10 protein-coding genes are annotated in these 15,613 nt (G+C 38.1%); 1 reads left to right on the top strand and 9 read right to left on the bottom strand.

What is annotated here, in order from left to right:
• Positions 1–93 precede the first annotated feature (93 nt).
• A complete protein-coding gene (locus tag FD725_RS24885) occupies positions 94–2,247 on the top strand; it encodes a Tex family protein (protein ID WP_179050623.1) in 2,154 nt (717 codons plus the stop codon).
• An 81-nt stretch (positions 2,248–2,328) separates the two neighbouring features.
• Here the strand turns inward: FD725_RS24885 and FD725_RS24880 are convergent, their stop codons facing one another.
• The 9 genes from FD725_RS24880 to FD725_RS24840 all read right to left on the bottom strand — a co-directional run bounded on the left by FD725_RS24880 (position 2,329) and on the right by FD725_RS24840 (position 15,608).
• Positions 2,329–3,129 (bottom strand): DUF928 domain-containing protein, encoded by an 801-nt coding sequence (locus FD725_RS24880; protein ID WP_179050622.1) that lies wholly within the window; start codon positions 3,127–3,129, stop codon positions 2,329–2,331.
• Positions 3,130–3,259: 130 nt separating this feature from the next.
• Positions 3,260–5,587 carry a CHASE2 domain-containing protein gene (locus tag FD725_RS24875; protein WP_179050621.1) on the bottom strand — a complete coding sequence of 776 codons (2,328 nt, stop codon included), beginning with the start codon at positions 5,585–5,587 and terminating at the stop codon, positions 3,260–3,262.
• Positions 5,588–5,750: 163 nt separating this feature from the next.
• Entirely contained in the window at positions 5,751–6,719 is a 969-nt protein-coding gene (locus FD725_RS24870; RefSeq protein ID WP_179050620.1) for a DUF1822 family protein, read from the bottom strand.
• 332 nt (positions 6,720–7,051) lie between these two features.
• Positions 7,052–8,143 (bottom strand): sensor histidine kinase, encoded by a 1,092-nt coding sequence (locus FD725_RS24865; protein WP_256871745.1) that lies wholly within the window; start codon positions 8,141–8,143, stop codon positions 7,052–7,054.
• Between the two features lie 6 nt (positions 8,144–8,149).
• Positions 8,150–9,301, bottom strand: coding sequence for an FIST signal transduction protein (locus FD725_RS24860; protein ID WP_179050619.1), 1,152 nt, complete (start codon positions 9,299–9,301; stop codon positions 8,150–8,152).
• A 118-nt stretch (positions 9,302–9,419) separates the two neighbouring features.
• Complete coding sequence (locus FD725_RS24855; protein WP_179050618.1) at positions 9,420–10,721, bottom strand: response regulator; 1,302 nt, start codon at positions 10,719–10,721, stop codon at positions 9,420–9,422.
• Between the two features lie 185 nt (positions 10,722–10,906).
• Positions 10,907–12,112 carry a sensor histidine kinase gene (locus FD725_RS24850; protein WP_372726690.1) on the bottom strand — a complete coding sequence of 402 codons (1,206 nt, stop codon included), beginning with the start codon at positions 12,110–12,112 and terminating at the stop codon, positions 10,907–10,909.
• Between the two features lie 88 nt (positions 12,113–12,200).
• Positions 12,201–14,969 carry a hybrid sensor histidine kinase/response regulator gene (locus tag FD725_RS24845; protein WP_179050617.1) on the bottom strand — a complete coding sequence of 923 codons (2,769 nt, stop codon included), beginning with the start codon at positions 14,967–14,969 and terminating at the stop codon, positions 12,201–12,203.
• 327 nt (positions 14,970–15,296) lie between these two features.
• Positions 15,297–15,608, bottom strand: a complete 312-nt coding sequence (locus FD725_RS24840; protein WP_179050616.1) for an RNA-binding protein — start codon at positions 15,606–15,608, stop codon at positions 15,297–15,299.
• Between the last annotated feature and the right edge of the window lie 5 nt (positions 15,609–15,613).

Raw genomic sequence — 15,613 nt, 5'->3', positions numbered from 1 at the left:
CATCTGCTAAATTAGCTTAATACTTGCAGATATGATCAGAACAAAGACTTAGCATATTACTTTTAGGAGTTACGTTTTCATACTCAACACCCGATGCTGAACATTCCTCAATTACTGGCAACTGAATTAGAACTTAAACCTCATCAGGTGCAGAACGCACTGGAACTTTTAGCAGAGGGTGCAACTGTTCCATTTATTGCTCGTTACCGCAAAGAACGCACTGGTGAGATGAACGAAGTCCAATTGCGTGAACTTGCTGATAGGTATACTTACTTAACGGAATTAGAAGAAAGAAAGTCAGCGATTTTAAAGGCGATCGCTGAACAAGGTAAACTTACAGATGAACTGGAAGCAAAAATTGTATCTTGTTTACAAAAAACTGAACTAGAAGATTTATATTTACCCTATCGTCCCAAGCGACGCACTCGTGCCACAATCGCCAGAGAAAAAGGATTACAACCGCTAGCAGAATTAATCAAATCACTCAATATCAAAAATCCTCTTTCCGTATCATTACAGGATGAAGCAGCAAAATATATTTCTGAGGGAGTTACCACCGCAGAGGAAGCACTGAAGGGTGCTGCTGACATCCTAGCCGAAGAAGTGGCAGAAAAAGCTGATTTACGCGCATATATTCGAGAATATCTCCTAGAAAATGGGGTATTTGTTTCTCGCATTAAAGATGATTACCCTGAAGGTACAACTAAATTTGAGATGTATCGCCAATATCAAATTAAAGTCAGAAATATTGCTCCCCATAATATGCTGGCGTTGTGTCGGGGTGAATCTGAGGGAATCTTAAATTTTGATATTGCTTTTGAGGAAGATTTAGTACTTGCTTACTTAGAAGCGCAAGAGATTAAAACAAAAGTCCGGTTAATTCGAGATTTCTATCAGGTGATGCTCAAAGATGCCTTCAATCGCTTGATGAAAAACTCTCTGGTAGGAGAAGTAATTGCAGACAAGAAAACCTATGCAGATATTGAATCTATCAAGACATTTGAAACAAATCTGCGTGAATTATTGCTATCTGCACCAGCCGGCATGAAACCAACCCTAGCTATAGATCCGGGATTTAGAACTGGATGTAAAGTCTCGGTGATTGACGAAACTGGGAAATTTTTGCAATATCAAGCCATCTTTCCACATCAAGCTGCTGAACAGCGTATAAAAGCTTCACAAACTATTAAAAACCTCATTGAAAAATACAAAATTGAGCTAATTGCCATTGGTAATGGTACAGCTTCCCGCGAAACAGATGAGTTTGTCTTGCAAGTATTACAAACTTTAGAGCGCCAACCCATTAAAGTGATGGTAAATGAGTCGGGTGCATCTATATATTCTGCTAGCAAAGTAGCCTTAGAAGAGTTTCCGGATTTAGATATCACAGTGCGTGGGGCAATTAGTATTGGTCGGCGTTTGCAAGACCCATTAGCGGAACTTGTGAAAATTGATCCCAAATCGATTGGTGTGGGTCAATATCAGCATGATGTTGATCAGAAATTGTTGAAAAAGAAACTAGATGAGACGGTAGAAAGTTGCGTCAACTACGTGGGTGTAGATTTAAATACGGCTTCCAAGGAATTGTTAACTTTTGTTTCGGGAATTACACCGACAGTAGCAAACAATATTGTGGCTTATCGCAACGAGCATGGAGCCTTTAAAAACCGTCGTCAACTATTAAAGGTTCCGAAACTAGGGCCAAAAGCATTTGAACAGGCTGCTGGTTTTTTGAGGATTCGCGGTGGGGAAAACCCACTAGATAATACAGCAGTGCATCCAGAAAGTTATCCAGTTGTGCAAGCGATCGCTTCAGACTTAAATGTACCTTTAAATCAAGTCACACAAATTGCCGAAAAACTCCAAAAAATCGACTTGAAAAAATACGTCACCGCCACAATTGGCGAACCCACACTGCGAGATATTCTCAAAGAATTAGAAAAACCAGAGAGAGATCCCCGTGCGGAATTTAAATACGCCACCTTTAAAGAAGGGATTAAGGAAATTAGCGATTTAGCAGAAGGAATGGAACTAGAGGGAATTGTCACCAACGTCGCTAACTTTGGCGCATTTGTGGACATTGGTGTACATCAAGATGGTTTGGTACATATCTCCCAACTAGCTGACAGATTTGTTGATGACCCCAAAAAAGTTGTGAAAGTCGGGCAAGTTGTCAAAGTCCGGGTGCTGGAAGTTAATACTAAATTGAAACGGATTAGTTTATCGATGAAAGCAGTGACGAAATAGGGGTGAGGAAATTTGCATATTAGATATCTCCGAAAAAGTAGAGACGTAGCATTGCTACGTCTTGACAAGAATTTTCGGTAACTATTGTGGTTTATCTAGAAGTTGTTCGGCGGCAATATCTTCCAGCTTGATGCTGGTGAGTAAATTTTGCCATTGTTCTTGGGCTGCTGTATCTAGAGGATTTTTGCGCCGCAATTGTGCCAGTATATTTAGGGCTTCAAACCAAATGCCATTCTTCATGTAGATGGCGGATTGCTGTAGTGGTGATGCTGTTTGTAGTTGCTGAATTGTTGCTTGATTCAGATTGACTCGTTTAATGACACCCTCAACATAAATGGGGGGTGACTGTTTTTGCTGGTCACAATAGACACTAAAAAACCAACGATATTGTTTATTTAATGCCAAAGGTGGAATAGTTGTCGGCAGAGAAATACTGATAATTCCTGGTTGTTCTGGGAGGGCGATCGCTTTTTCGTAGACAGAATTTGACTCTTGGTCTTGCAAGACAAATTCTGCTGGATAAGTGGTGTTTTTGGCATATGGGACATAAAACAAAAATGTTGGATGTGCCTGGGTTGTCATGCCAAAGACATTTGTTACCGTAGGTGTATTCTGGGTAAAGGGGACTAAAGCTGTCAGTTCAGTTTTGACTGATGGACAAGTACCTCGTTTAGCACCACCACGAACTCTACCACCTGGAGGTGATTCTCCTGATGGTGTAGGTGGCGGTTCATTACTTACCTTTTGAGTAGGATTAACCGTACCAGGACGATTAGTGTTATGTGGTTGAACTGAATTTACAGAATTTGATTTTGCTAAAACCCAGGTTTGACTAGCGAAGAAACAGGTATAGCAGATAGTTAAGGCAAGTAATAATTTCATGGATTTTAAAATAAACTAAGTAAACAAAAATAAATACAGTAGGGATTAGAGGTTAAGACAGCAGAGAAGAATAATTAATAACTACTCAGCACCGGCTAAACGCCGCGCTACCGCTAACAGCACTCATCACTCACCTCTTTAGTCTGGAAATTTGAATTGAGACTACAGTAACTGTCGTCACTAGAGATAATGCTGATGGGACAAAGGGAACCCATAAGCCTCTGACTAATAACATCAGGCATAGAAAATAGAGAACTCCAGAACTTACACCAACCATTAATGCCAACTTGGGTAACAAACGCCATTGCCAAGCCAGGAAACTCCCTACCCCAGCCCAACCCCAAATCCATAAGACATCAAACACAGGTAACCAACCCCGTAACAGTGGGCGATTGGTTAAAACAGCATTGATAATTTGACTTACCATGTGGGCTTGTACCATCACCCCAGGCATTTGTTCGTCTAATAAACTGCCATAGGGTGTTCCCCAGTAGTCGGGAAAATCCCCTCTGGATACCACACCAATCAAGACAATCTTGTCTTTAATGGCATCAGGATTTATGGGACTAGATAATAACTGAGTGAGTGAAACTTGTTCAGCAATTTTTCTCGATGCACGATAGTTGAGGAGAATTTGCCCACCATTGGCATCAATACCTTGATAACCAGAAACGCGGGGTGATAGGCGATGAAACACGATTTTGCCCATCTGTAAATTTTTCACAGATTCATCAGAAGTAAATGTTGTTTTAATACCCAAAGACGAGAGATAGCGAAAAGCCAATTGGGTACTAAAGGCATAAGAGGCAGAACATAAAGATGCTGTCTCTTGTTTCATAAACAGGAGATGTCGCCGCACTACACCATCGTTATCATGAACAAAATCGCTGAATCCTAGCTGGGCTTTGGGGATTTCTGGTGGTGGTTCAATGCCTTTAACATTGGCACTGGTGTCACTGCCCTTACATATGCCTACTAAATTTTGAGTTTGTTGTAATCTAGCTTTTAAATCTGATGGTTCTGCTGGAAAATCACGATAAATGTCTAAACCAATAGCTTTAGGTTGGTATTGTGCCAGTTTTGTCAACAGTTGGTTGAGAGATTTATCTGAAAGAGAAGTTCCTTTTAATACTTCGCCATTCCGGCGTTGGGCTGCTAAGTCTTCATCGTCAATTGTCACTATCAACAGGCGAGAATCGGGGCCCTCATCGGGGCGCGATCGCATCATCTGATCAAAGGCTTGGAGTTCAAAAGTCTGTAACCCTCCCAAAAACCTCAACCCACAAACCACAGCCGTCACTACCACACTAGAGAAAGCTGCCCGTTTCCATCCCCGTTTTTTGGTAATGGGTTGGATAGTGGTAATAAGTTCTGTTAGCGGTTCGGTTAATTCTTCCCAAGTTAGGGGTATTTGGGCAGGATTTTGACAAATCACTGGTAGCCAAGTCGCACAGGGAAATCTATCTTCTAATCCTTGTAGCCTTTCTCGTCCGTGGCGGACTGCTTGGTATAAGGATTCACCACTGGCAAAACTTTGAAGAAAATATTTCAAAAACTCTTGGGCTACCTGATCGGGAACAGGTTCGCGCATGACAATTATTTGGGGAATATTTAAATCTGCCAGTTCTCGCGCCAGTCCCAATCCATCACAGGAATTGAAAATTGCTAGTTGTAAACCTCGTTCTATGGCTTGTTTGAGGGCATACTTTAACTCATTAATGCTGAGACTATCGGTTTTATTCAGATAGATTTTGCCAACACCATTATTTCCTTGACTAGAACTGTGTCCGGCGAAAAACAATATATCCCAGTGTTTACCCCAAAGAGAATCAGTCAATTCTTTGCGTTGTGGTTCTACCAGAAAGCTGACATCAGCGTTACGGCATTGTTGCAGCATTGCTTGATCCGCCTGGGTATCAATTCCCTGACTATTACCCACAATTGCCAAAATGTTTACTGATGAATGGGTGGTGCGGGGCTTGTAAATACGTTCATAGCTGGGTGATGAGAGGGCAATTTCTGCCTTTGGGTAACGTTCTAGTAAGTCCCAGATGTGCCAAGGGAGTCTTTGCAATTGGTTATTTTCTGATTGAAGAATTACACGAATTTCCTCTGTAGGCTGTAATTTTTCCAGCCATTTTTCCCTGAGAGGGCGAAATTCTTCTGTTTGCAACCAACTATTAAACCGTTCCCGGACAATTATGGCTAGTTCGTAACAATCTTGAGTGACTGAGACATTGGTGACTTGAATTTGATCGGCATCTAAACGATAACGATTACCAAGCTGGAGATAGGCAGATTGCCAACGGGTATAATAAAGCAGCATTTCTGGGCAGGGAGGCAGTTTGCCAGTAATTTCTGTTTCTGGGCGATCGCGTTCTTCGCCGATTTGCAGAGTTACTGTAAACCCCTGATCAAAACTACCATCTCCGAATTTCAGCACCACCAACTTTGCCATAACCGTCGCTTTGCTCCGATGCCACATCCCAGAAGTTCTGAGTCTCCCAGACTTCTCGACTAACGCACAATTCAAGCAACTAAGGCTTGAATTTTGTACAGATAATTATTCAATTACTTGTTCTCGTTAGCAATTACTCACAAACCTCAAAACCTTAGATACTCTAGATGACAAAGTTCTCTGTAATACTCATACCATCTAATGCTACCTGAATACTAAATTGTTCTTGGAGTTCCCCACGAAACTGTAATTGTAGGTAATTATCTGCACTTCTGGCTTGAGCTTCTAAAAAGACAGAACCAGAGTGGTCTAATACTTTCAGTTCTAGTCCTGTGGGTAAATAAATCTGATTACCTGTAGAATGTAGTTGCAAGCGGACATTGGTTTGTTGGTTGGCATCGGGAGCGATTTCCACAATCAACATCACGGGTTGAGTACCAACTTTAATACTCAAATCAATCAGTTTTGCCCTTCTGGTAAATGCTTCTGCTTGATTAGCCACTGCTTCGGAAGTAGCCATTGGGCTACGAAAAGCGTATGCTGATCTAGCTATAGGTGAATTCCACAAAGTTTCTAGGGTTTCCCAGCCAGTCTCAAATTGACCAACTAACCACTGGCTTAAGTTCACCAGAGTATCTATTGGGGAGGTTCTCAATTGCCCCAGACAATCAATTAATGCTTCTATCGGTTGTAGTTGATTGAAAGTTAATGTTTCAGTTGCGACTTTTTTTGTAAAACCTAACAACTTAGCTTCCTTGAGGTCTTCATCAACTTGTACAATTACATAACCTACTCTTTCCTCCCAAGTTTCTGGAGGAACAGAACATACCTGTTCATGCGACTTGACAGGGCGGCACTCTAAAAGACCAACTGAAGGAATTTCTAGATCAGCCACATCTGCACAAAGCTGCATTACAGGATTCCAACTATCGCTAGCTGTCAGATTGGTAGGAATTTCCATCATCTGTAAATAGTCATTGACTACCGCTACAGCTAGAGTATTCAGCCGGACTTGTTCAGCTTTGGCTGAATTGGGCTGTTGACTGGCAAACTGTTGGGCTGTTGTCAGTGCTATTTGAGAAATCGGTAGCGTAATGGCGAAATCGTCTAGCTTGTAAGTGGTGTTAATCATAGTTTTCATCCCCAGTGATCAATGCTGCTATGTACATATCGCCCGCATTCACTAAATTTATGCCACAAAATTCAGAAAATTAATGGGAAATTTCAGGACTGGGAATCAAAAGGTTGGTATCTACTGTATAAACATCAGGGTTATCAAATAGAATTCAGGAGTCAGGGGCCAGAATTCAGAATTGAATTCTATGTGACTGGGGGATGTAGCTTGCTTCTCCAAAGGAGTATAAATGAGTATAAGAACCCCATCAAATTAAAAATTTGGTGTGTACAATGAGTGCAAAGTCAAAGCATCGGCAGCCTGCGATCGCTTGTCAGATGCTGTCGCACTTATTGAATAGCCACATCATCCTCAAAATCTCCGGCAATTGGCAGAGTAATCACAAACTCAGAACCTACTCCTAAAGTAGAATTGACTTCTAGACTTCCCTTGTGTTTTTGGACAATAATTTGGTGAGCGATCGCCAAACCCAAACCAGTACCTTTACCCACTGGTTTCGTCGTATAGGAATGTTCAAATATTCTTGACTTGACTTCTTCTGACATTCCCAAAGCATTATCTCGAATTTGAATCACAGCAGACTTATTATAAGCAGTTAGGGTAGTTTGAATCGTAATTGTAGGATGATTAATAGGCAATTCTTGATGATCATTGATTACTGAAGACTGATTAATGACAACTGACTCTTCTAAAGCGTCAATTGCATTAGCAAAAATATTCATAAATACCTGACTTAGTTGTCCAGGAAAACATTTTATCGCCGGGAGTTCTCCATAATTTTTCACTATTTTGATTTCAGGACGAAGTGAATTACTTTTTAAGCGATGTTTGAGAATAAAAAGAGTACTGTTGATACTTTCATGAATATTAAATGATAATTTATGTTCTGTATCAGTCCGGGAAAAAGTTCGCAAGCTATTGCTAATATTGCTAATCCGGTCAGTCCCTTCCTTCATTGAGGCAATTAGCTTAGGTAAATCCTCACGGACATAATCAAAATCCCTTTCTGAAAGTTCTGTTTTAATTTCTGCAACTGGGTGGGGATAGTAATGCTGATACAAATCAATTAAATGCAGTAAATCATGAATATACTCCAACGCCGGAGTTAAATTACCGACAATGAATCCTACAGGGTTATTGATTTCGTGAGCGACATCAGCCACTAGACCACCTAAAGCTGACATTTTATCTTGCATTGTCCGCAGATTCATTAATGTATTTTCTAGTTCCTGGCTTTTTTCTTGTAACTGTCCTTGTGATTCTCGCAATTCCTCAATTACTTTCTTCAGCAAAGCTTGTTTCTTAGAATTAGTTTCTTCTAACTTAACTAGGTCTAATTCTGAGCGTTCTAGCTTTTTTTGCAAGACTCTATGAGATTTTTCTAGTTTTTGAATTTCCTGCTGACAATCCATACTATCCATGAATATTTAACGAGTTCCTAAAATCAAAGTGACAAAAGTCTCATTATGGAATTGTGTTTCACCAGATGATTCTATAGGGGAAATTTCCCCATTAGAATAAAATCCACAAGCAGGTAAATCAGTATTGAGAATATTTCTAGTGTTTTGATACTCTTTGAGAGTTTTTGTTCCTAGTAGTTGTCGTCGCGCTGCACAGGAAAAAAACAAAACCCCTGCTGGTTCCATACCTGGATAATTATTGACAGCAGTTATAAATGAAGCTTGAGAAGCAGCTAAAATATCTTGATTGCCAGCTTCAGAAATTTGAATCGTGGCTTGCTCAGGAATATCTGCAAAGAACGTCACACTACCTATTTCTGGATTAAAAGAAATTGGCGCTCTCAGATAAAAACTCGTTTCATTGTGAGCAAACACAGCTAAAGGATATTCTATGGAAGGTGGCAGTTCATCTAAATAATAACGATAGAAATCTAAAGCTGGTTTATTATCGATTTCATAAACTATATTTTTATCTACTTTTGTAATTGTGCTAGTTTTACCAATAGGGAGCCAACCACTAGCTATACCATGAGAAAAGAGAATTTTTCCACAAAATAAAAGAATTGGTACAGCATCACTGAGAACTTCTGTCTGGAAAAATTGGTAAGTATTTTGATATCTGGATTGATCTGCTGCTAATCCACCAAATATGGGAAATTTTTCCCCCAAAGCCAGCTTTAAGCCGTCTAAAATTGACACACCACTAATTGTTAAACTTTCTGGATGAGTCAAGCATAATTGAGGTGTTGCAGTACTTTTGGCTTTTGCTTGTTCTACGGCTTGCTTGGTTGCAGCAATAGGATCATCAGCAACTTGACGACCGACTCCTGCATGAATTTCTACTTCATCTGAGCAGAATAACATTAAAGTTATTGAGTCTTGCTGAAATTCCAAAACTGAAGATATTTCTCCATCAGTAGTTCCACCAATCAAATCAATTTTGGGGAATGCTTGGTTAATTTGTTGTAGTATGAGGCAGTGATCAAAATCTATTGCTGTAAACAAAATTCCTGCTTGGGGAATGTCACCTTTAAGAGCATCTGTACATTGCCCAATCACTTCTTGAACAGCTAATAAGGAGTCTGGGTCGTTGCTATGAGCTACTACTATTTTCAGCATCAATTTAACTCTATGAAACTCAACCTCTACAACAATATATTTCCCCAAATCAAACAGGAAATTCACTTATTACACCAATTGATTGTTAAGAGAGTTTCAAAGAGTTGACCATAGAGGGTTACTCAATGGGAATAGTGATGATAAATTCCGAGCCTTCACCCACGGCTGAATTAACTTCCAGTGTACCCCCATGTTTTTGGACAATGATTTGCCGAGCAATTGATAATCCCAACCCTGTGCCTTTTCCCACTGGTTTAGTTGTAAATAAATTATCAAAAATTTTTTGTTTAACTTCCTCTGACATCCCTAAACCATTATCTTTAATTTTAATTAAGACATAATACCCATTTTCACTTAACATTGTCCGAATAGTAATTTGATTATTTTGGGTAGCTATTTTATCTATCTTATACGCAGAATTTGCTTCTTCTAAAGCATCAATAGCGTTAGATATGATGTTCATAAATACTTGGTTGAGTTGCCCAGGAAAGCATTTAATGGGGATTAAATCACCATAATCTTTGTAAACTTCAATATCAGGATAGTTTTCACAACCTTTCAAGCGGTGTTTAAGAATTAGAATGGTACTATCTATGCCTTCATGAATATTAAAGAGGACTTTATTTTCTGTATCGGCTCTAGAAAAAATCCGTAGACTATGGCTAATCTCTCGAATACGCTGAATTCCTTCCTGCATCGAAAAGATTAAGTTAGGCAAATCAGCACATACATACTCTAAATCCATGTCGATAATTTCGTTTTGAATTTCTGGCGATGGATGAGGATAATATTGCTGATAGAGTTTTAGTAATTTAGTGATATTCTGAAAATATGTCAAAGTATGACCTAAATTGCCATAGATACAACTGACTGGGTTATTAATTTCATGAGCTACTCCCATGACTAATTGTCCTAGCACAGACATTTTTTCTTGTTGGATTAATTGCAGTTGTGATTCTTGTAATTCTTGTAAAGTTTGGTTAAGTTCATTAGTCCGTTCTAAGACTCGTTTTTCTAAAGTTTTAGTCAAATTTCTCAGTTGTAGATGAGTGGAAATACGAGCTAATACTTCTGCTTTGTGAAAAGGCTTAGTAATGTAATCAACTGCTCCTAAACTTAAAGCATCAACTTTACTGTTTGTATCAGTAATCGCCGTCATGAAAATTATAGGAATATCTTGAGTTGCTGGATTACTCTTCAACTGTTTGCAGGTGGTAAAACCATCCATTATCGGCATCATCACATCTAATAAAATCAAATCTGGTAATCTAATTTGCACCTGTTGGAGTGCTTTCTCGCCATTGTTTGCTGTTACTACAACAAAACCTGCTTCAGCCAGGGCTTCGGAAATGATTTCTAGATTTGTCAGAGTATCATCTACAACTAAAATTAAATTATTTTCTGCTGATGTATAAAGCATTTTTTAGAAAAATTTATACGTTATGTTAAAATATTGATGATGAATTTACTGGTTGAGGACTATCTTATAATTCCCATAATTGATACCAAAATCAACAAGCTAAACAGAAATCAGAAATTTTTTCCAATGCAGCAAGTTCGGCGCAAAAGAAAGCGTAGCCATTTATTAGGAAAATCAACTCTGTATTAAACAACTACCTGTTGAATGGGAATAGTAATTAAAAACTGAGTGCCTTGCCCTGGGTAAGATTTTACATCTAGAGTACCACCGTGTTTTTCGACAATAATTTCATAGGCGATCGCTAATCCTAAACCATTACCTTTACCTAATGGTTTAGTCGTAAAAAATTGTTCAAATATCCTCTGTCGAACTTCAGAAGACATTCCCACACCATCATCAGTAATTTCTACAGATATTGACTTTTTGTCACTAGTCACTGCTGTGCGAATATAAATAGTGTGATTTGCTGTTGGGTTCTGCTCAAATGACTCTTCTACTGCATCAATAGCATTAGATAAAAGATTCATAAAAACTTGATTAATTTTCCCTGCACAGCATTCAATTAAAGGCAAATTTCCATATTTTTTGATGATATTAATAGCATCGTGTTGGGGCGTGGCTTTAATGCGGCTACTTAAGATAATCAATGTGCTATCAATTCCATGATGTAAGTTAAATAATTGAAATTCTCCATCATCTAACCGAGAAAATAAACGGAGCGATCGCACAATTTCTTCAACACGTTCTGTTCCCATTGTCATTGAAGATAAAAGATGGGGTAAATCTTGTTTAATAAAGTCAAGTTCAATAGTTTTAGAGAAAGCTTGAATTTCTGGAATTATCTGCTCTGTATGAATCTCGTATAAATGAATTAACTTTAATAAAGATGTTATGTAGTTTTGAGCGTGGACTAGATTACCATAGACAAAATTGATCGGGTTATTGATTTCGTGGGCAATCCCTGCTACTAATTGCCCCAAAGTAGACATTTTTTCTTCCTGAGCTAACCTTAATTGAGTCCGACGCAGTTCTAAGTGAAGATTAATTCTTGCTAATACTTCTTCAGTTTCAATGGGTTTGGTAATATAGTCAACCGCTCCTAATTGTAACCCTTTGACTTTATCAACTGTATCAGAGCGAGCTGTCATAAAAATCACGGGAATATCCTTTGTTTTTGGACTATCTTTTAGCCGACGGCAAGTTTCAAAACCATCAATTCCTGGCATCATCACATCTAATAAAATCAAATTAGGTAATGATTCTTGAACTTTAACTAAAGCACTTTGCCCACTTTTGGCTACAGAAACTCTGAATCCAGCTTGATTGAGAATTTCAAATAAGACCTTGATGTTAGTTGGGATATCATCTACAATTAAAATCGAGTGAGTCATGAGATTGCCAATCTAATAATCCTGTGAGACATCGTAATTATACAGTTGGGTTTTGTCATTAAATCAAAACAAATTTTATAAATTACATTTAATAACTTAAATAAGGTTGAATCATTTCTACAATTGCTTCATCATCAAACTCATTAATTAGCATACATACCTTATTTACAAAATTTGCATATTTTCGATCTATTTGTTGAATCCGGTTAATTTCTTCTTGCATACCAACAACATAACCAGTTTTGGCTGCTTGATATAAACTCACTAACTCAGATACAGGCGGAAAGATTATTTCCTTAACATCTGTGTAAACCTCCTCTGAATAATCATTGACAGATGAATAAATCCAAATCAAATTGAGATGTTTTTGTAAAGTCTCCAACAATTCATCAAATTTCACAGGCTTGGAGAGAAAAGCATTACAACCACTATCGAGACTTTGCTGGCGTGTGTGGTTAAATACACTGGCAGAAGAAGCAATAATCACTGTGTCGTGAAATTCTGCATAGGAGCGTAAAGTTTGTATCATCTCAAAACCATTAATTCCTGACATTCCTAAATCAGTAATAATTAAATCTGGTTGAAAAAAATGTGCTTGATCTAAACCTTCTTGTGCATTACTAGCTTCAACCAAATTAAACCCAATCGCCATTAATAATTTGACAATAATAGAACGGTTTTCCCAAATATCATCAACAACTAAAATGGTTTTTTTCTGACCTTCATATCCCACAATATGTTTATCGGCATGAGATGATTTAGTAGGTAAGTCAGTATTGATTATGGGTAAATCTAGGTCAAACCAAAACTTAGTTCCTTGACCATATATACTATCAACTTGAATTTGACTACCCATCATTTCTATAATTTGACTACTTATTGTCAGTCCTAAACCTGTGCCAGCAGCTTTGTGTAAACTGTCTCCGACTTGCTCAAATGGGAGAAATATTTTTTGGAGTTGCTCCCTCGTCATCCCAATACCTGTATCTGCAATTTGAAATCTAATTTTAGCCATCGTTAATTGCTGATTTGGCTCTGGAATTGATATTTTAGAATTATCGTCAACCAATTCTACACTAAAAGTGACATTTCCCTTTTCTGTAAACTTAATTGCATTACCTACAAGATTAATTAAAACTTGCCTTAAACGTTTCTCATCAGCATAAATAGCTGTGGAGATGTGCTGATTCATTTTAAAAGTAAAATCAAGTGCTTTTTCCTCGGCTTTAATGCGGCAGATATCGCAAACACTCAACAATAAGTCTTCTAAATTACAATCTTGGGGATTAAGTTCTAGTTTTCTGGCTTCAATTTTGGCAATATCTAAAATATCGTTAATCAAAGTTAGTAAATGAGAACCACATTCATAAATAATATTCACTCCTTTTATTTGCTGTGCAGTGGCATTTTGATCAAGTTGGAGAATTTGAGCGTAACCGAGAATGCCATTGAGAGGAGTGCGGAGTTCATGACTCATGTTAGCCAAAAATTCACTTTTGGCACTGTTAGCAGCATCGGCGGCTTCTTTAGCGGCTGTAATTTCTGCTGTGCGTTCCAAGACTCGTTGTTCTAATTCTTGATTAGTCCTTTCTAAAGCAGTAAAAGTATCACGTAGTTGTCCTGCCATTTGATTAAAAGATGAGGACAAAATACTTAATTCTCGGACACTAGAAATTACTACTGTTTGGTCGAGGTTACCAGAGGCGATCGCACTACTTGCTTGAGTTAGTTGTAAAATAGGACGGGTAATCCACCGAGAAGTGTAGATACCGATGACTATGGCTAATGTGAGCGCTGCCAAACACAGTAAAATAGTCGTGCGGTTGTTAGTATTAATTTGTGCCATAAAGTCGCGCTCAGGCACAACAACTATTACTAACCAATCTAAACCTAATTGGTCTTGCCAAGGTGTTACTTGCACAAAATGTGGTTCACCTTGCAATTCTAATGAAGCTTGTTGACTATGTTGAATATTTTGTAGTTGCCCAAATTTTTGCTGTAAATAATTTGCTGTCTCTTGAATTAAATAATTTTTACTTTTAAAGGCTGATAGTCTTTGTGCTTGACCATTAATTATATTGTATGGTGGCTCTCCAGTGGAAGAAGCCACGATTAATCCAGAACGTTCTACAATAAAAGCCTGCCCTGTTTGACCAATTTTTAAATTAGTTAAAAAATTACTAATCTGTGACAATATTAAATCCACACTAATCACACCAATCAATTGATTATTATTGTTTTTCAGTGGATAACTCGCAGCTACAGACAAAACTTCTGGTTTATCTTCCCATTGGTAAATTTGGCTCCAAACAGGTTTATCTACTTTCACTGCATCACTATACCAAGCTTCCAAACGAGGATCATAATCTTTAACTGCTAAGAGTTGGTGTCGATTTCCTTGATTATCAGTAGTATAAACATAAAGTTTTTCTTTGTCTTTTTTGTGGGAAACTGTATTAATGATTAAGTTACCATTATCTAAGCGTTCAACACCAATATATTCTCCTTGAGGATTAGCAAAGCTAATATAGCCAATATTAAAAACTCGCATTTCTTGCCAAAAATAACGCTCTGTAGTCTGAAAATTTTCTAATTTCAGCATTCCCAGCTTCATAGACTGGACATTGATTTGATTAATCTGATGCGGTGTAGCCAAATAAGTATCTAAGTGTTGAGTAACTAGCCCATTTACTTTCATCATTAACTGGTTAGCCAATACATTAACTGCTTTTTGTCCATTCTTAAAAGAAAGATATCCGACAAGTCCAACTGCGGCGAAAATTTGAATGACAAAAGGAATAATTAAAATGAGACGTAGTGGTAATTTTTGAACACGTTCGGAACCAGAATGAAGCATAGTTTTAGTTTGGGCTGCCAAGAAAGCTGAGAATCAATCTCTGGCATTATTTTGCCCATTATTTTAGTGTCAATATCATCAATGATATTGATATTTTATGGCAAGAGGCTAATTCCTCAACTGCTGAGTATTCGGTATTGCAATTATCTCAATTTTATTGGTTTGTCATCCGTATCTATGATCATGATAACCTATTAATAGATGCTTAGTAACTTGATATTAATGGTTTAATCGATAATTATCTGCATGAAAAAGCAGTTCAGTCATTGACTGAACTGCTGACTATGGAATGATTTATTTTCAGCAAATACTAAATTTTCTCAAGACTTAATATTGTCCTGAGTATCCACCATTATTTTTTGCCCAACTACCACCGCCGGAGCGAGTGCTTCTCTCCTCCCGTGGACGAGCTTTATTAACTTTCATTACACGCCCCATCCATTCTGCACCATCTAAAGCCTGAATTGCCGCATCTTCTGCGGCTGATGATTCCATTTCTACGAAACCAAAACCACGAACGCGCCCAGTTTCCCTATCTGTGGGTAACTGAACGCGCGTAACTGCTCCGTAATCGGAAAATACTTTAGTGAGGTCGTCTTGAGTGACGTTGTAGGACAGGTTCCCTACGTATATTGACATGAAAC

It is taken from the genome of Nostoc sp. TCL26-01, assembly GCF_013393945.1.
In the GTDB taxonomy this organism is placed as follows: domain Bacteria; phylum Cyanobacteriota; class Cyanobacteriia; order Cyanobacteriales; family Nostocaceae; genus Trichormus.
The sequence above is the reverse complement of the archived record's forward strand: the minus strand, read 5'-3'. Positions and strand labels throughout refer to the sequence as shown.